The sequence below is a fragment of the Tsuneonella rigui genome, assembly GCF_003958625.1.
Taxonomy (GTDB): domain Bacteria; phylum Pseudomonadota; class Alphaproteobacteria; order Sphingomonadales; family Sphingomonadaceae; genus Tsuneonella; species Tsuneonella rigui.
The window spans coordinates 127,491-143,485 of record NZ_RSEL01000024.1 but is presented as its reverse complement, the minus strand read 5'-3'; the positions used below and the strand labels follow the sequence as shown (position 1 = coordinate 143,485).

18 protein-coding genes, 1 other RNA gene and 1 riboswitch are annotated in these 15,995 nt (G+C 68.3%); of the genes, 8 read left to right on the top strand and 11 right to left on the bottom strand.

Annotation, left to right across the window (positions count from 1 at the left end; all coding sequences use genetic code 11):
- Window positions 1-80 precede the first annotated feature (80 nt).
- On the top strand, window positions 81-203 hold the full coding sequence (locus tag ELY12_RS14580; protein WP_277600248.1) for a hypothetical protein: 123 nt from the start codon (window positions 81-83) through the stop codon (window positions 201-203).
- The gene (locus ELY12_RS10665) at window positions 200-418 is read left to right on the top strand and encodes a PspC domain-containing protein (protein ID WP_241229826.1); all 219 of its coding nucleotides are present in this window, start codon (window positions 200-202) and stop codon (window positions 416-418) included. The genes ELY12_RS14580 and ELY12_RS10665 overlap by 4 nt, the downstream gene beginning before the upstream one ends.
- Before the next feature lie 30 nt (window positions 419-448).
- Here the strand turns inward: ELY12_RS10665 and ELY12_RS10660 are convergent, their stop codons facing one another.
- The 5 genes from ELY12_RS10660 to ELY12_RS10640 are packed head-to-tail and all read right to left on the bottom strand — an operon-like array spanning window position 449 to window position 3,961.
- Window positions 449-1,231 (bottom strand): SDR family oxidoreductase, encoded by a 783-nt coding sequence (locus ELY12_RS10660; RefSeq protein ID WP_126176682.1) that lies wholly within the window; start codon window positions 1,229-1,231, stop codon window positions 449-451.
- Window positions 1,231-1,776 (bottom strand): NUDIX hydrolase, encoded by a 546-nt coding sequence (locus ELY12_RS10655; protein WP_126176681.1) that lies wholly within the window; start codon window positions 1,774-1,776, stop codon window positions 1,231-1,233. The genes ELY12_RS10660 and ELY12_RS10655 overlap by 1 nt, the downstream gene beginning before the upstream one ends.
- Window positions 1,776-2,453 (bottom strand): TPM domain-containing protein, encoded by a 678-nt coding sequence (locus ELY12_RS10650; protein WP_126176680.1) that lies wholly within the window; start codon window positions 2,451-2,453, stop codon window positions 1,776-1,778. The genes ELY12_RS10655 and ELY12_RS10650 overlap by 1 nt, the downstream gene beginning before the upstream one ends.
- A gap of 12 nt (window positions 2,454-2,465) precedes the next feature.
- Complete coding sequence (locus tag ELY12_RS10645; protein ID WP_126176679.1) at window positions 2,466-3,278, bottom strand: TPM domain-containing protein; 813 nt, start codon at window positions 3,276-3,278, stop codon at window positions 2,466-2,468.
- A gap of 11 nt (window positions 3,279-3,289) precedes the next feature.
- Window positions 3,290-3,961, bottom strand: a complete 672-nt coding sequence (locus ELY12_RS10640) for a LemA family protein (protein WP_126176678.1) — start codon at window positions 3,959-3,961, stop codon at window positions 3,290-3,292.
- Window positions 3,962-4,116: 155 nt separating this feature from the next.
- On the opposite strand from ELY12_RS10640, the gene mscL reads away from it, so the two are divergent.
- Both mscL and ssrA read left to right on the top strand, forming a co-directional pair.
- Window positions 4,117-4,539: a large conductance mechanosensitive channel protein MscL gene (mscL, locus tag ELY12_RS10635; RefSeq protein WP_126176718.1), complete on the top strand. Its 423-nt coding sequence runs from the start codon at window positions 4,117-4,119 to the stop codon at window positions 4,537-4,539.
- Between the two features lie 6 nt (window positions 4,540-4,545).
- Window positions 4,546-4,892: a transfer-messenger RNA gene (gene ssrA / locus ELY12_RS10630) on the top strand.
- A 100-nt stretch (window positions 4,893-4,992) separates the two neighbouring features.
- Here ssrA and ELY12_RS10625 read toward each other — a convergent pair.
- The gene (locus ELY12_RS10625; RefSeq protein WP_241229825.1) at window positions 4,993-6,102 is read right to left on the bottom strand and encodes a cell wall hydrolase; all 1,110 of its coding nucleotides are present in this window, start codon (window positions 6,100-6,102) and stop codon (window positions 4,993-4,995) included.
- 153 nt (window positions 6,103-6,255) lie between these two features.
- Window positions 6,256-6,442: riboswitch (cobalamin riboswitch) on the top strand.
- A gap of 220 nt (window positions 6,443-6,662) precedes the next feature.
- On the opposite strand from ELY12_RS10625, the gene ELY12_RS10620 reads away from it, so the two are divergent.
- The 4 genes from ELY12_RS10620 (at window position 6,663) to ELY12_RS10605 (ending at window position 11,018) form a co-directional block, all read left to right on the top strand.
- A complete protein-coding gene (locus ELY12_RS10620) occupies window positions 6,663-8,462 on the top strand; it encodes a TonB-dependent receptor plug domain-containing protein (protein ID WP_126176677.1) in 1,800 nt (599 codons plus the stop codon).
- 140 nt (window positions 8,463-8,602) lie between these two features.
- The gene (locus ELY12_RS10615; protein WP_241229824.1) at window positions 8,603-9,343 is read left to right on the top strand and encodes an ABC transporter substrate-binding protein; all 741 of its coding nucleotides are present in this window, start codon (window positions 8,603-8,605) and stop codon (window positions 9,341-9,343) included.
- Window positions 9,340-10,293 carry a FecCD family ABC transporter permease gene (locus ELY12_RS10610; protein ID WP_126176675.1) on the top strand — a complete coding sequence of 318 codons (954 nt, stop codon included), beginning with the start codon at window positions 9,340-9,342 and terminating at the stop codon, window positions 10,291-10,293. The genes ELY12_RS10615 and ELY12_RS10610 overlap by 4 nt, the downstream gene beginning before the upstream one ends.
- Window positions 10,290-11,018: an ABC transporter ATP-binding protein gene (locus ELY12_RS10605; RefSeq protein WP_126176674.1), complete on the top strand. Its 729-nt coding sequence runs from the start codon at window positions 10,290-10,292 to the stop codon at window positions 11,016-11,018. The genes ELY12_RS10610 and ELY12_RS10605 overlap by 4 nt, the downstream gene beginning before the upstream one ends.
- Here the strand turns inward: ELY12_RS10605 and ELY12_RS10600 are convergent.
- From ELY12_RS10600 to gntA, 5 genes are all read right to left on the bottom strand, one after another.
- Entirely contained in the window at window positions 11,015-13,159 is a 2,145-nt protein-coding gene (locus ELY12_RS10600) for a M3 family metallopeptidase (protein ID WP_126176673.1), read from the bottom strand. The genes ELY12_RS10605 and ELY12_RS10600 overlap by 4 nt on opposite strands.
- Before the next feature lie 163 nt (window positions 13,160-13,322).
- On the bottom strand, window positions 13,323-13,859 hold the full coding sequence (gene thpR, locus ELY12_RS10595; RefSeq protein ID WP_126176672.1) for an RNA 2',3'-cyclic phosphodiesterase: 537 nt from the start codon (window positions 13,857-13,859) through the stop codon (window positions 13,323-13,325).
- Window positions 13,856-14,641 (bottom strand): ATP-grasp fold amidoligase family protein, encoded by a 786-nt coding sequence (locus ELY12_RS10590; protein ID WP_126176671.1) that lies wholly within the window; start codon window positions 14,639-14,641, stop codon window positions 13,856-13,858. Before ELY12_RS10590 ends, thpR begins: the two co-directional genes overlap by 4 nt.
- Before the next feature lie 32 nt (window positions 14,642-14,673).
- A complete protein-coding gene (locus ELY12_RS14350) occupies window positions 14,674-15,258 on the bottom strand; it encodes a DUF1989 domain-containing protein (RefSeq protein WP_164549482.1) in 585 nt (194 codons plus the stop codon).
- On the bottom strand, window positions 15,255-15,881 hold the full coding sequence (gene gntA / locus ELY12_RS14345) for a guanitoxin biosynthesis heme-dependent pre-guanitoxin N-hydroxylase GntA (RefSeq protein ID WP_241229828.1): 627 nt from the start codon (window positions 15,879-15,881) through the stop codon (window positions 15,255-15,257). The genes ELY12_RS14350 and gntA overlap by 4 nt, the downstream gene beginning before the upstream one ends.
- Between the last annotated feature and the right edge of the window lie 114 nt (window positions 15,882-15,995).

Sequence of the window (15,995 nt, the reverse complement as noted above, 5' to 3'; positions counted from 1 at the left end):
CGCAAATTGGCACGGTACTTGCGAAGTACTTGGCATCCGCCGGACAGTCCGCCGGAAACGCTTGGACAAGGAACAAGACAATGGAAGTACTTAACAACAAGCTCGTCGCCGCCGTCTTCTCGGCCGCTTTCAGCCTCGTGATGTTCGCCGCCGCGATCGTCCCCGCCAACCAGGGCGCGCTGCTCCCGGGCGTCGTTGCGTGAGCAGCCTCGACCGCCAGCGCCCGGCGGTGACGCCGGTGGGCAAGAGCTTCAGGCTCGACCGCACTCACGCCAAGGTCTTCGGGGTCTGCTCCGGGATCGGCAACTACTTCGGGATCGATCCCATGATCGTCCGCGCCGTGTTCGCACTCGGCACGATCGTCGGCTTCGGATCGTTTGCCCTGATCTACCTGGCGATCGCGCTGATCGCCGACTGAGGAGGGCGCGGAGGGTATCCGCGCCCTTACTCACATCGCCGAAATGCCGCCGTCGAGCTTGAGCTCGGCCCCGGTCATGAAGCTGCTCTCGTCGCTGGCGAGGAATAGCACCCCATCAGCGATCTCCCGCGGCGCCCCGACCCGCTTCAAGGGGATCTGCCGCGCCAGCTTATCCATGATCACCGACTTCTCGCGGCCGGTGCTCGCGACCATGCCGTCGAGGATCGGCGTGTCGACGAAGGTCGGGTGGACCGAGTTGCAGCGGATGTCCCACCCGTTCTTGCCGCAATAGAGCGCGACCGATTTCGACAGCATCCACACCGCCGCCTTGCTGGCGTTGTAGCCGGGCATGGTATCGCTCGCGATCAGGCCGGCGATCGAGCTGATGTTGATGATCGAACCGGGCTGGTTGTCCTTCATCAGCGGCAGCGCTTTCTGGCAGCCGAGGAACACGCTTTCGACGTTGATTGCGAAGCCGCGGCGCCATTCCTCCAGCGTGCAGGTCTCGATGTTCCCGCGCACGCCGACGCCGGCGTTGTTGACCAGCACCGACAGCCCGCCGAGCGTGCCGCGCGCCATCTCGATCGCCGCATCCCAATCGTCGGGCGAGGTCACGTCGTGCCGCATCGCGAACGCGGTGCCGTCGCCGTGCGCGGCGTTGATCCGCGCGGCGGTCTCGTCAGCGCCGGCGCCGTTGACGTCGGTGCACAGCACGCGGGCGCCTTCGCGGGCGAGCGTCTCGCAGTGTGCCGCGCCGAGGCCTTGCGCCGCGCCGGTCACCAGCGCCAGCTTGCCCGCAACCCGTCCCGCCATCACAATTCTCCCGCCTGGAATTGGCCTGCCAACAGCAAACCCATTATTCGAACGTCGACCCCGACGCCCGCGTTGCGGCGGTTTTCAACGAATTCCGCAAGTTCGGCAAGGGGCACGCGATGGACCTCGATGTCCTCGCTGTCGACCCCGCCGCCGGCGCCCACCTGGGTCAGGCCCGAGGCGCGCACCAGCGCGAAATGCTCGCTGACCATGCCGGGCGAGCTATAGAATTCGCCCATGAGGTCGAGGTGCTCGGCCTGCCAGCCGGTCTCTTCCTCGATCTCGCGCCCGGCGGCGACCAGCACGTCCTCGTCCGCGGCATCGTCATGATCGCCGACCAGGCCCGCCGGAAGCTCGAGGCAGCGCTTGCCGAGGGGAACACGGTATTGCTCGACCAGCAGGACTTGGCCCTCGTCGATCGCCAGGATCACCGCCGCGCGGATGCCGCGCGAACGGCTGACGTACTCCCACCGCCCGCGCTTCTTGGCGGTGACGAACTTGCCCTGCCAGACGATCTCTTCCGGCGCGTCCTCGTCGGGGGGCATCAGACCTCGATCAGCCGGTCGGGCAGCTCGTTCTGGTCATCCTCGGCGCGCGGAAAGTGCTCGGCGAGCACCGCGCCGACATCGCGCACGCCCGCCACCAGCCCGTCAGCGATCCGGCCCTGGCGGATGTCCTTGAGCATGTCGGCCATCGCCTCACCCCACACCTCCGCCGAGACCTCGCTGGCGATCGCCTCGTCCGCGACGATTTCCGCGCGGTGTTCGCGCATCGAGAGGTAAATCAGCACCCCGGTGCGCCCGTGCGTGCGCCGCTCGGCGCCGACCTTGAAGTGCCGCACCGCCGCGTCGCGCACTCGCGCGCGCTTCACCGGGCCGGGGATGAGGAAGAACTTGAGCGGCCGCCAGAACTGCAGCGCCCAGGTGCCGAGGAACTTGAGCAGGAAGCCAGTCAGCGCGAGCGACAGCACTTCGCGCGTGGTCCACTCGTGGTTCCAGCCACTGGTGAAAATCCGCTCGATTAGTCCGAGGTAGAAATCGGGAAACGCCGCATAGACGGCCAGCGCCATCGTCCCAACCAGTACGCTCCAGGCAAGCTGGATGTCGCTGTAGCCGTCCGATTGCTCGGCGAGCACGGTAACGATCTCGCCTGCGCTGTGCGCCTCGGCCGCGGCCACCGCGGCGGAGACCTCGGCGTGCTCGGCGTCGTTCAAGTATCTCATCGTCCGCGCCCCCTACCAGCTACCGGAAGCGCCGCCGCCGCCCGAAAAGCCGCCACCGCCGGAGAAGCCGCCTCCGCCGAAGCCTCCGCCACCCCAGCTGCCACCGCTGCTGCCGCCGGAAATGCCGCGCGCGGCGGCTTTGCCCACCTCCCACAGCAGGATGTCGCCCACGCCGCTGCCGGTGACGGTGCCATTGTAACGGCGGTGGCCTTTGCGGCCGCGGAACATCGGCAAGATGAAGAAGAACAGGATAAAGCCGAACCACAGGATCGTGCCGAGCGGAATGCCGCCGCCATCCTCGCTGGCCCGGGCCTGGGCCGCCTGCGCGACCTTAGCGGCCTCCTCGGGCGGCAGTTCAAGCTGTTTGATGATGGCGTCCGTGCCAGCGACGATTCCGCCAGGCATGTCGCCCGCCTTGAACTTAGGCAGGATGACGTTTTGCACGATCAGCGTCGAGTAACCGTCCGTCAACACCGGCTCGAGGCCATAGCCAACCTCGATACCGACCTTCCTCTCGTTGGGTGCAACGAGCAGCAAGACGCCGTCGTCGCGCTCCTTGTCGCCGAGGAGCCAAGTCCGATAGAGTCGGTTCTTATACTCGAGGATGTCGCGGTCTTCGAGGCTTGGTACCGTGGCCACTACCAATTGGCGCTGGGTGCGCGTCTCGAACGCGGTCAGCTTCTGGTCGAGCGCGGCCTCAACATCGGGCGGGATCACGTTCGCCGCATCGACCACGCGCCCGGTTAGCGCCGGGAAGGTTTGCGCCAAAGCCGGCGGCGCAAAAAGCACCGCCAGCCAGGCGAAGACGAGCGCCAGAGCGCGCATCGGTTAGGTCCTTACTGCGCCGCGGCGGTCGCGGTGGGCTGAGCGGTGTTGTCGTTGGCGCCCGTGGGACGGGTGGCCGATCCGTTCGGCGTCATGTCGAGCGTCGGCGCGACTTCGGCACCCGGGGTGACCGCCTTGTAGGGCACGATCGGCTTCGAACCGTAGATCACGTTGGCGCCGATCGCGCTCGGGAAGGTGCGGATCTCGGTGTTATAGTCGCGCACCGCCTCGTTGTAGTCGATGATCGCAATGCGGACCTTGTTCTCGACGCCTTCGAGCTGGCCCTGCAGCATCTGGTAGTTGGTGATCGACTTGAGGTCTGGATAGGCCTCGAAGTTCGCCAGCAGGCGGCCGAGGCCAGTCGAGAGCTGGCTCTGCGCGGCCTGGTACTCGGCCATCTTGGCGGGGTCGGTCAGGTCGGCGTCGGTAATCTGGATGCTCGTTGCCTTGGCGCGCGCCTCGATCACGTCGGTGAGGATGCCGCGCTCCTGCTCGGCCGCGCCCTTAGCGACTTCGGCGAGGTTGGGGACGAGGTTGGCGCGCGCCTGGAACGCCGCCTCGACGTCGGCCCACTTGGCCTTGGCGGTCTCTTCCTTGGTCGGGATCGAGTTGATGCCGCAAGCGGAAAGCCCGATCGCGGCGAGCGCGACGACGAAGGTGCGGCGAAGAGTGGTGAAGGTCATTGCGTCGAACATCCTTGTGTCAACACGGCGTGGTAAGGCACGCCCGGCCTGTATTGCGAATCTAGCACACCGTTGCCGGGGTTCAAGCGGCGCGGCGTTGCGGACCGCGAATTTCGTTGGCACAACCGGCGCGGATCAACGGGCAGGAGGTGGACGTGCTCTCGGAATTCAAGACTTTCATCAATCGCGGCAACGTGCTCGACCTGGCGGTGGCGGTGATCATCGGCGCGGCATTCGGCACCATCGTCACCTCGCTGACTGAGGATGTCATCATGCCGGCGATCGGCGCGGTGTTCGGCGGGCTCGATTTCGCCAACCACTTCGTCAGGCTCGGGCCGATCCCGGCGGACTTCAAGGGCGACGTGACCAGCTACGCCGCGCTCAAGGAAGCGGGGGTGGCGATGATCGGCTACGGCCAGTTCGTCACCGCGCTGGTCAACTTCCTCATCGTGGCGGTCGTGATTTTCCTGATCGTCCGCTCGGTCAACCGCGCGACCGGCAAGGTCGAGGCGCCGGCGGGTCCGAGCGAGGTGGACCTGCTGACCGAGATCCGCGATGAGTTGCGCCGGCGGCCCTGATCGCAGTCACTTCACATTAAGCCGCAACGGCCTATATCGGTCGGTGCCGGTTTCGGCCGGCTATGGCGATAAATTGCGGTGTGCAATAGACACAGCGGACCCGGGGGCAGTACCCGGCGGCTCCACCACCTCTCCCGGCGTTGCGGGAGAAATGACGGGGCCGAACTAGGATCGACGTGTGTTGAAAAGCATCGTTTTTGCTCGGGCTGAGTAACCCGTTCAAGGCTCAAAACTCACAAGTGCCAACGACAACGAAGCACTTGCTCTCGCTGCGTAATTCTAGGGGCTAACGCCCTGAAGTTACAAGGTTATGAGCACGGTTCGGACCGAACCGGGTAACAGAATCGGAAACCGGGCGCCCGGGGGTGCGTAGCAACAGAAACCCCCACCCTTTCCCCAAAATATCGCGCTTGATAAGCGGCTTACGCGGCGTTCCTCGGATCGCCTGTCATCCTATTGTCGCGTGGGCGCCTGGCTTGCGTCGCCGATCCAGCGGCCGGAATTCGCGAACTCCGCCTTGAGCCCGCTCGCCTGCGGCAGGTTCTCCGCCGTGAACGTGCGGTCGCCGCCGCGTGCCTGGACCGCCGCGCTATAGGTCGGCGGGGGCGGAACGTAGGCCGCGCTCTCCGCCAACGCCTTGCGCTTGGCCGCCTCGTAGGCCTGCGCCAGCATGACCGGATCGGGCGCCGAATCCGGCGTCACGACGTCGCTGCGCGGGTGCGGCGCGGCGACTGGCTCGCCCCCGCGATAGCGCGAGGCGAACGCGTCTGACCGGCCCGCGAGCCCGCGCCACTTGTAGAACGTGTGCAGGCCGATCGTACCGACGTTCTGCAGGCTCGAGGCCCAGTACGGCAGCACGTAGGTGGCGTGGTAATGCGTCGCCAGGCCGACCGGTTTGAACACATATCCGGCGAGCGCCGAAGCGGCCACCGAGCGCGCCCGGTCCCAGCTCGCCCGCGCCGGCTGGCGGGCGAGCGCGCCGTCGCAGGTGAAGCTGAACTGGCACCCCGTGCGCCGCTCGCTGCCCTGGAACACCACTCCGCACACGCTGTTCGGATAGCTCGGGTGCGCGACGCGGTTGAGGATCACCTGTGCCACCGCGCGCTGGCCGTCGGTCGGCTCGTTGGCGGCTTCGTAGTAGATCGCCATCGTCATGCACTGCAGCGCGCGTGCCTTGTCGAGCCCGCTGCCGAGCTCCACGAACGAGCGCGCGGCCGGGCCCGCGGCGGCGAGCGCATCCGAGTGCGCGCCGGTCTCCAGCGGTGGGGGCAAATTGTCGCTTAGGTCTAGCTCGCCGGCGGGCGCTGGCGGCAGGTCTTCGAGATAGAAGAAGGCCGAGCCGGGAAAGCTCTCGCCCGGTGTTTCGAACGGCATCGGCCGGTCTTGCGCGGCGGCGAGCTGGAAGCCGGGCCACTCACCCGGCGCGGCCATCGCTGGGACCGCCACCGCCGCCGCGAGCGCGAGCAGGCGCCGTCCGCGATGTGGCCCGTCCCACGCGAACAGCGCGCGCAGACGCTCGCTCGGGCGAGGGCGACGGCGGTGGAGGCGAACGGTGCGGGGCAAATGGGCTCCTCGAAGGCGACCGGCTTACGCGCGGGACATGCTTTCCGCGAGCGTGCCGACACTCGGTGTCCCTTGGCGGAACAGGCGGCAGGGAACGGTTAAGCGCTATCCCTGCCGTGGCGTAAACTTGCCACTCGCCCGTGCGCGGCTTATGGGCGGCGCGACGTCACGGGTGCCTGCTTCGGCGGGCCGAAGAGGGAAGGGGGTGCGATGCCCCCGCTGCCCCCGCAACTGTGACCGGGGAGCGACCGGCCGACAAGCCACTGTGCCTCGCGCACGGGAAGGCGGCCGGGAGCGACGATCCGGGAGCCAGGAGACCTGCCCGCGATGGTCGTTCGAGCCGGCGGGCGGGGTGTACCGAAGGCAAGCGGGGCAGGCCAATTCCGGCCGGCCTTCCGTCATGAGCGACTTCGCACATGACCGGAGGTATCATGCCCAAGTATATAATTCTTCTAGGTTCTTCACTCCTTTCGGTGGCTGCATCCGCGCAAGAGCCGATGCCCGAAGACCACATCGATTACGTTTACCGCCCGCGTTCCGACCTCCCGCAGCCGATAGCCATGGAGCCCGTGAGGGTAGCGGGCGAAACGATCACGGTGACCGCCAACGGCATCGGCGACGATATCGAGAACACCGGCCAGCCCGTCACCGTCATCGGCCAGGCCGAGATCGACGCGGTGCAGGGCGCCGACGTCACCCGCGTGCTACAGCGCGCGCCCGGCGTGACCATTACGCGCAACGGTCCTCCGGGTGCCTTCACCGGCGTGCGGGTGCGCGGCGCGGCGGCGGAGCAACTGCTAGTGCTGGTCGACGGGGTGAAGGTCGCCGATCCGGCCGCGCCCGGCGGCGGGTTCGATTTCGGCAATCTTGCCGCGGGAGAGATCGAAAAGCTCGACCTCCTGCGCGGCTCCAACTCGACCATCTGGGGCTCGGACGCGATCGGCGGCGTGCTGCTGGTGACCACCCGCGCCCGGCGCGGCCTTACGGTCAGCGGCGAATACGGCGCGGACGACAGCAGCTACCTCACCGCCAGCGGCGGGGTCGGGAGCGACGCGTTTTTCCTCGGCGGCGCGGCCGGCTGGCAGCGCACCGATGGGTTCTCCGCCGCCGCCTCCGGCACCGAGCCGGACGGGTTCGAGCAGTGGTCCGCCAACGCCCAGGCGCGCGCCTATCTGTCGCCCAGCCTCGAGCTGTTCGCGCAAGGCCGCTACGCCAAGGGCGACCTCGACCTCGACGGCTTCCCGCCGCCTACCTACGCCTTCAGCGACACCGCGGAGAGCCAGCGCACCCGCCAATACACCGCGGCGGCGGGGGCGATCTACGACAGCGGGGCGCTCTATTTGCGCGGCGCGTACTCGTTCTCCGACACCGAGCGCGACAGCGTCGATCCCGCGTTCGGCCCGGCGCCGAGCTACACCACCGACGGCCACTCGCAGCGCGTCGACCTGCGCGGTGAGTGGAGGCCGATCGGCCCGGTGATCCTGAATTTCGGCGGCGAGGGGGAATGGACCCGTTTCTCCACCCTGTTCGACGCGCCCGAGCACACGCACATCTGGGGCGCCTACGCGCAGGCGGGTGTCGAGTACGGCAAGCTCTCCGCCCACGCCGGCCTCCGCCGCGACCAGCACGCGCGCTTCGGTGGCGAGACCAGCCTGGGCGCCGACGCCAGCTACGAGATCGCGCCCGACCTGCGCCTGCGCGCGTCGTACGGCGAGGGTTTCAAGGCGCCGACGCTGTTCCAGCTGCTGTCGGACTACGGCAACGCTGCGCTCCAGCCCGAGCGCAGCCGCAGCTTCGATGTCGGGCTTGCCTGGAACAATCGCGCCGCACCGACCTGGGGCGCGGTGACGCTCTACCGCCGGGACAGCACCGACCTGATCGACTTTGTCTCCTGCTTCGGCGTAACGACTGGCATTTGCACCAACCGCCCGTTCGGCACCTACGACAACGTCGGCCGCGCGCGGGCGCAGGGGTTCGAAGTCGAGTTCGGCCTCGCCCCGAGCGAGCGGCTGCGGACGAGCCTCGCCTATAGCTACCTCGATGCGAAGGATCGCGGGACCGGCAACGACCTCGCCCGCCGTCCCAGCCACGCGCTGACTGCAACTGCCGACTGGCAGACGCCGCTTGGGGTGACGTTCGGCACAGACGTGCGATTGGTGGGAGACAGCTTCGACGATGCGGGCAACTTCACGCGCGTCGACGGCCACGTGGTCACCGACCTGCGCGCCAGCGTGCCGCTGGGCAAAAGCCTCGAACTCTACGGCCGGGTCGAGAACCTGTTCGACGCGCAGTACACCGAGGTTGCTGGCTACGGCACCCGCGGCCGCGCGGCGTTCGTGGGGGCGCGAGTGCGGCTTTGACCACGACCCCCCCCTCGTCATCCCCGCGGAAGCGGGGACCCATGTCCGGCCGAGCGCTTTGGCGCCAACTTGGGAGATGGGCCCCCGCTTTCGCGGGGGTGACGATATTGGCTGGTTGTGCGAGCGCCGCGCCGCCCGCCGTGACAGCACACCCGACGATCGTCAGCCTCAATCCCTGCACCGACGCCATCCTCGCCGAGGTGGCGGACCGGGAGCAGATCCTCGCGATCAGCCACTACAGCCAGGATCCGAGCGGCACCTCAATGGGCCTGGCCAAGGCGCAGACCTTCCGCGCGACCGGCGGCTCTGTGGAGGAGGTGCTGGCGCTCGACCCCGACTTAGTGGTCGGCAGCAGCTTCATGGACCCGGCGACGCGCGGCGCGCTTAGTGATCTGGGGATGCGAGTAGAGGCGGTCGGCATCGCCCCGACCGTGGCCGACAGCGAAGCGCAGGTCCGCCAACTGGCTGCGCTCGCGGGTCATCCCGAGCGCGGCGAGGCGCTGGTGGCGCGGATTGAAGCGGCACTCTTGCAAGCGCGACCCACCGGTGCGCCGGTGCAAGCGATCCTGTGGCAGCCCGACGGCATCGTGCCCGGCGAGGGTGCGCTGGTCAGCGAGCTGATGCGCCGCACCGGGTTTGCGAACCAGAGCGCGGCGCGCGGAATGGGGCAGGCCGACTACCTCTCGCTCGAACGCCTGCTGGCCGATCCCCCGCGCGTCCTGCTGGTCGCTGGCAGCGAGCGCGGGCAGCACCACCCGGTGCTCGCTCACCTTCCGCACCTGCAGCGAGCGGCGTTCGATCCGACGCTGCTCTACTGCGGCGGTCCCACCATCATCCGCGCGGTCGAGCGGCTGACTGCAATCCGGCGGAAAGTCTCGTGACCCGCCCCGTCGCCATCCTGCTCGGCCTGATCGCACTCGCGGTGCCGCTGTCGCTGCTGGCGGGGCGGGTGTGGATCGATCCGTGGAGCACGCCCAACGCCGCCGCGATCCTCGCCGAGTTACGCCTGCCGCGCGCCATCCTCGCGCTGACGATCGGCGCGGGGCTGAGCGCGAGCGGCGCGGCGATGCAGGGGTACTTGCGCAATCCGCTCGCCGACCCGGGGCTGTTCGGCATCGCGCCCGGGGCGGCGCTCGGCGCAGTGGCCAGTTTGTGGTTCGGGTTCGCGGCATCGCCCTGGCTGCTGCCGCTGTTCGCGCTGCTGGGAGCCGCCGGAGCGATGGCGCTGCTCGGCCTCATCGCCGGCCGCACCGCGGGCATCGCGTTGTTCACACTCGCGGGGATGATGATCGCCAGCCTCGCCGGCGCGCTGACCAGCTTCGCGATCAGCCTTGCGCCCAACGCATTCGCGATGAGCGAGATCGTCACCTGGCTGATGGGCGCGCTGACGGACCGATCGTGGCGCGAGGTGTGGATCGCAGCGCCGCTGACGCTCGCCGGCATCGGCTGCCTGCTGATGGCCGCACGGGATCTCGACGCGCTGGTGCTAGGCGAGGGCGCCGCCCGCAGCCTCGGCATGGATCCGCGGCGGTTGCAGGCATGGCTGATCGCCGGCGTCGGGCTGACGGTCGGCAGCGGCGTGGCGGTCGCCGGGATCGTCGGCTTCGTCGGCCTGATCGTGCCGCACCTCGTGCGCCCGCTGACCGACCGGCGGCCGACCTCGGTTCTGCTGCCGAGCGCGCTTGCGGGCGCGCTGCTGGTGCTGGTCGCCGACTGCGTCTGCCGCGTGCTGCCGCTGGTGACCGAGCTACGCCTCGGCATAGCGCTGAGCCTGGTCGGCGCGCCGTTCTTCCTGTGGCTGCTGCTGCGCATGCGGCGGGGGCTGGCATGATCCTCGCGGCTCAAGACCTGCACCTGACTGGTCGACTGGCGGGCGTGTCGCTGGCGCTCGAGCCGGGGCAGATTACCGCGATCTGCGGCCCCAACGGCGCGGGCAAATCGAGCCTGCTGCAATGCCTCGCCGGGCTGCTCGAGCCCGCGGCAGGCAAGGTTACTCTCGGCGGCGATGCGCTACCCGCGCTCCATCAGCGCACACGAGCGCAGGCCATCGGCTACCTCCCGCAAGAGGGCGAGGTCGCGTGGGACGTCGCCGTGCGCAGCCTCGTCGCGCTCGGCCGCCTCCCGCACCGCGACCGCGGAACCGCGCAGGTAGAGGCCGCCATCGCCGCGCTCGACCTCGCCGAACTCGCCGACCGGCCGGTGTCGCGCCTGTCGGGCGGCGAACGCGCGCGGGCGCTGCTGGCGCGAGTGCTGGCAGGCGAGCCGATGTGGATCCTCGCCGACGAGCCGCTCGCCGCGCTCGATCTCGCGCACCAGCTCGCCCTGCTGCGTCACCTGCGCCGCGCGGCCGACGAAGGCGCGGGCGTGGTGCTGGTGCTGCACGATCTCGCGCTGGCGATGAACCACGCCGACCGCGTGATCGTGCTCAGCTCCGGAACGAAAGCGGCCGACGGCGCCCCTGAGGAAGCGCTGTCGGCCGCGATCATCGAACAGGTCTGGCGCGTCCCCGCGCGCTGGCTCGGCGAGCCGGGCGCGCGGGCGCTGGTGACGAGTTAGTTGGTCTCGTCGCCGCTGTTGGTGGCGGTGTCGGTTCCTGGACCACCGGTCAGCCCCAGCGCCTCGAGCATCGGCTGCACATCGGGCTCGTGCCCGCTGAACCGGCGATACATCTCGAAGTAGTCCTGCGTCCCGCCCTGGCTCAGCACCGTCTCGCGGAAGTGATCGCCGTTCGCGCGGGTCAGGCCGCCGTGGTCCATGAACCACTTGCGGCTGTCGCGGTCGAGCATCTGGGTCCACAGGTACGAGTAGTATCCCGCCGAGTACCCCGCCGGATCCGAGAAGATGTGGCGGAAGTAGCTGGTGCGGTAGCGCGGCGGGACGAGGTCGGTCGCCAGGCCCAGCTCGCTCAACGCCTTGTTCTCGAACGCGTTGACGCCTTCCGGCGCCTTGATCGCATTGGCCTGCTCGGGGGTGAGCGCGTGCCACTTCATGTCGAGCAGCGCGGCTTCGACAACCTCACCGAACTGGTAGCCCTGGTCGAACTTCGAGGCCGCCTCGATCTTGTCGATCAGCGCCTGCGGGATCGGCGCGCCGGTCTTGTAGTGCCTGGCGTAGTGCTGCAGCACTTCGGGGTAGCTCGCCCACATCTCGTTGACCTGGCTCGGGTACTCGACGAAATCGCGCGCGACCGCGGTGCCCGACAGGCTCTCATACTTCTGGTTGGCGAAGAAACCGTGCAGCGCGTGGCCGAATTCGTGGAACATCGTCTCCACCCAGTCGAAGCTGATCAGCTGCGGCTGGCCGGCGGGCGCCTTGGGGATGTTGTGCACGTTGTAGATCACCGGCAGCGTGCCGTTGAGCTTCGACTGCTCGACGAAGTTGCTCATCCACGCCCCGCCGCGCTTGTTGTCGCGCTGGAACGGGTCGAAGTAGAACAGGCCGAGCTGGCTGCCGTCGCGGTCGAACACGTCGTAAACCCACACGTCGGGGTTGTAGACGGGGATGTCGGTGCGCGGCTTGAAGGTCAGGCCATAGAGCCGGTTGGCGGCGAAGAACACGCCGTCCTCCAGCACCCGCTTCATCTCGAAGTAAGGCTTCACCGCGTCTTCGTCGATGGCGTACTTCTTGGCCTTGAGCTTGTCGGCGTACATCGCCCAGTCCCACGGCTTGACGGTGAAGTCGCCGCCGCTGGCCTTGATCTCGGCATTGAGCGCGGCGGCGTCGCGCCGCTGGGTCGCCTCGAGGGCGGGGACCATCTGCTGCATGAAGTCGAGCGCGGTCTTGGGGTTCTTCGCCATGCGATCCCACATCTGGTAGGTCGCCCAGTCCGGCGCGCCGAACAGCGCGGCCTTCTGCGCACGCAGTTGGACGATCTCCGCCACCAGCGCGCGGGTGTCATTGGCACCGCCCATCTCGGCGCGGTTCCAGCTGGCGTTGAACAGCGCCTCGCGGGTCGCGCGATCCTTGAGCGTGGCGAGGGCCGGCTGCTGGGTGGTGTTCTGCAGCGCGATCACGCCGCCGCTGGCCTGGCCGCGGTCCCTGGCTGCCTTCTTCGCTGCCTCGATGTCGGCATCGGACAGGCCGGCGAGCTTGGCGTCGCTGGTGATGACCAGCGCGGCGTCCTTGGTCGCCTGGGTCAGCCGCTGGCCGAATTGCGTGGTCGCGGCCGACAGGCGGGTGTTGATGTCCTTCACCTGCTCTTTCTGCGCGGCGGTCAGCTCGGCACCGGCGTGGACCATGCCTTCGTAGGTCTCTTCGAGCAGCTTTGCGTCCTCGGTGTCGAGGTTGAGCGAGGCGCGCTGGTCGTAGACCGCCTTCACACGCTTGAAGAGCGCCGGGTTCAGGTTGATCGCATCGTAGTGCGCGGTCAGCTTGGGGCTGATCTCGGCATCGATCGCGTCGAGCGTGTCGTTGGTGTTGGAGCCGGTCAGTGCACCGAACACTGCGCCGACGCGGCCGAGCATCGCGCCCGCGCGCTCGAGCGCGACGATGGTGTTCTCGAAGGTCGGCTTGGCGCGATTGTCGACGATCGCCTGAATCTCGGCGTCGTGGATCGCCATCGCCTGCTCGTACGCCGGCTTGAAATCGGCGTCGGAGATCTTGGCGAAATCCGGCGCGTGCAGGTGCAGCGTGCTGTCGGAGGCGAAATAGCCGGTGCCCTGCGGGATCGCCGCGGCGGGACGGTCGGTCGTGCTCATGGTGCTGCATCCTGCAAGCAGCGCTGCGACAGTGGCTGCGGCGAAAAGCCTGGTGGTATGCAAAAGGTGTCTCCCCGGGGATGGCGCGGCCGCGGCTGCGGCGGCGCGCAAGATGGCTACGCATGAAGCGCAATTTGGTTGCCCCTGCAACCGCATTGGCAGGTCATGGGCGCAGGCGGTAGCTGATGATCGGCTCGTAGAGGGGGCCGGCGGGGGTAAGCTGGCTCTCGTAAAGGCGGAACTCGTCGATCGGCCAAGGTCCTGCTGAGAGCGCCCCGTTGGCAGCGAGCCACTCTCCCACTGCTCCGGAGCGTCCGCCAAGCCGAGCGAGCGTCAGGTGCGGAGTGAACTTGCGATGCTCCGGTTCCAGCCCGATCCGCTGGCAGGCGCGCTCGACTTTCTGCTGCAGCACGTCGAGGGGCGGTGAGGGCACGACCGCGGCCCACAGGGCGTGAAGCCGATCCTTCTTCTCGAAATGACCGACCCCGGCGATCTTGAGCTCGAACCGGGGCGCTTCGATCCGGCCGAGCTCGGCGGCAAGGTCCTCGGCCTGTGGTGGATCGATCTCGCCGACGAAGCGCAAGGTCAGGTGCAACTGGCCGTCATCCTGCCAACGTGCGCCTTCGACCCCGCCGATCGTCATAAGCAAGGCGTCGCGGATCGGGGCCGGCGGGCGCAGCGCGACGAACAGCCGGGTCATGACGCTTGGGACCGGGCGGCGTGCCACAGCGCGCCGAGTTCCAGGTCGATCCAGTCCGCCGCGAACGGGTCGAGGCCCGATCCCGGATAGAGGCAGAACTCGCCAAAGCGCGGGCGGCCGTCGATCTCGTAGAAATCGATCCGCAGGAAATCCCACCCGCGCGCCAGTTCCTCTGCCGCTTCGAGCATTACCGTAAGCGAGCGCGGCGCAGGCGGTTGGTCGCGTCCGGGTATCAGCGGGCGGAAGTCGCGGTCGTGGAGAACCCAGCGGTGCCGTCCGGCCCTGTCGAGGTGGACCTGCACATGCGTCGCCCGGCCACCGAATACGTAGATCTTGTAATCGATCGGAAGCGCCGGTCCGTCTCCCAGCAAGGGCTCGACAAGCAGGCCGCGCGGGACCTGCTGGTAGGCCCATTCGCTCAGCCAGAAGCCATAAGGCCGCGTCATCCAGCGGGCTGCTCGCTTGCGCAGTCGGCGCCACGCGAGTTCGCGGGGCGGACCTGGTAGGACGGCGTACTGATTGCAGCCGTGGCGCGCCTTGAGGATCGCGGGCGCGGCAAAGGGCGGGGCAGGTGGCAGGGTATCGCCCTCCCACAGCGACGGCGTGATCCACTCAGGCCCCAGCCGCGCCGACACCAGCGCTTTGGCCGCAATCTTGTCGAGCAGGGCGGATTGACGCGGGTCGCGGTCGGTCAGCTTGCGGCGTTGCACCAGTTCGGTGAAGCGGCGCGGGGCGGCAAGATCGGGCAGGCGGCGGTGACGCCACGCGTACGTCAGCAGCACTCGCGCTTGTGCCGCGCCGTCAGTCGCAAGCGTCAGTCGATCCGGTAGTGGATCGGTTTGAAGCTGCCGCCGTTGGATGCGTAGGCCGAGCACGCGGTCAGCCCTATCACGCAATCGATCGATGCGCGCAGCGAGATGTGGTCGCCCGGCGTGCTCACCGGGGGATCGACCCGCAACTTGCCGTTGCCCTCGACCGGTACGTTCATGAACAGGTTGAACGCGGTGGGGATCGCATCCGGTTCAATGCCGTAAGGCGCGAGCGCTTCGGCGAGGTTGCCGAAGCAGCCACGGTGGACCGGATGCTCGGGGTAGAAGTGGCGGAAGGTCGCCTCGCTGCACGGGGTGAGCAGGAAATCGTGCCGCCCGACGCTGTCGCTTTCAATCACCAGCATCGGGTTCGAGCGGTTCGACCACAGCGTGTTGCCAGTGGTCAGCGCAATCGTCTCTTCGTAGTCGAACGTCCGCCCGTTAGAGATCACCTCGCGCACGTCCGCCGCCGCGTATGCGAGGAGGTCGGCGACTTGGCTCCCATGCGGATCGATCACCGTCAGCAACTGACCCGCGGCGAGCGGGAACGCCACGCCCGAGCGCGGCGGGATTTCGACCGTCTCGCTCACGCGCGCGGGTCGCGGAAGGGGCACTGCCAGTCGTCGTTCACCGCGCGGCCGCTGAACTGGCGCGCGGCGCTTGCCTCGCCGTGCTGGGCGAGCATCGGGTTGGGCGTGCCCGAGAGAGCGACGTCGCGTTCGATGATCTTGTCGCGCATCCGTTCGTAACGGCCTTCCTCGCGCAGCCGTTCGAACTGGTCGTGCAGGTTGAACACCAGCGTCGGGTGCGCAAACCGGCGGGCGGGGCGCGAGGCGTTGGGGTGGAGGCCGACCACGAAGTACGCCTCCCCGCCGAAGGTGAGCGAGAAGTGCGGATCGTCGGGGTCGCCGCTCACCCGCTCGTCGGGCTGCTGGCCGAGCCAATGGTCCTTGTCGGAGATCGACTGCAGCCGTTGCCACATCGCCGCCTCGAACTCGCGTTCCGTCAGGTCCTGCGGCCCGGCGAAGATCACCGCGAAGCTGCGCAGCCCCTCGCGCTCGTCCTTGTAGCGCCACGACCATTCGAGCAGGTCGTGCGTGATCTGGAGGTCGTTCCAAGCGCTGGTGATGTCGCGCGCCTGGATCACCTGCAGCATCCCGCGCGCGGCGGCCGATTTGGCGCCGACGCACGGGAACGCGGTGTCGGCGATCATCGCCCGGAATTGGTCTGCGGCGTCGTCCACCGGGGCGTCGACAGAGTCGACGTCCACTCGCCGTTGTAATGTTTGCATGATTTGGGAACGCTCCGCAGCGCGAAGCGGTCCCAA

Coding starts and splice junctions, on each gene's coding strand:
- ELY12_RS10600 (WP_126176673.1), bottom strand. CDS start 13,159: ATGAGCACGACCGACCGTCCCGCCGCGGCGATCCCGCAGGGCACCGGC.
- ELY12_RS10655 (WP_126176681.1), bottom strand. CDS start 1,776: ATGCCCCCCGACGAGGACGCGCCGGAAGAGATCGTCTGGCAGGGCAAG.
- ELY12_RS10650 (WP_126176680.1), bottom strand. CDS start 2,453: ATGAGATACTTGAACGACGCCGAGCACGCCGAGGTCTCCGCCGCGGTG.
- thpR (WP_126176672.1), bottom strand. CDS start 13,859: ATGACCCGGCTGTTCGTCGCGCTGCGCCCGCCGGCCCCGATCCGCGAC.
- ELY12_RS14580 (WP_277600248.1), top strand. CDS start 81: ATGGAAGTACTTAACAACAAGCTCGTCGCCGCCGTCTTCTCGGCCGCT.
- ELY12_RS10620 (WP_126176677.1), top strand. CDS start 6,663: ATGGAGCCCGTGAGGGTAGCGGGCGAAACGATCACGGTGACCGCCAAC.
- ELY12_RS10645 (WP_126176679.1), bottom strand. CDS start 3,278: ATGCGCGCTCTGGCGCTCGTCTTCGCCTGGCTGGCGGTGCTTTTTGCG.
- ELY12_RS10660 (WP_126176682.1), bottom strand. CDS start 1,231: ATGGCGGGACGGGTTGCGGGCAAGCTGGCGCTGGTGACCGGCGCGGCG.
- ELY12_RS10605 (WP_126176674.1), top strand. CDS start 10,290: ATGATCCTCGCGGCTCAAGACCTGCACCTGACTGGTCGACTGGCGGGC.
- gntA (WP_241229828.1), bottom strand. CDS start 15,881: ATGATCGCCGACACCGCGTTCCCGTGCGTCGGCGCCAAATCGGCCGCC.
- ELY12_RS10640 (WP_126176678.1), bottom strand. CDS start 3,961: ATGACCTTCACCACTCTTCGCCGCACCTTCGTCGTCGCGCTCGCCGCG.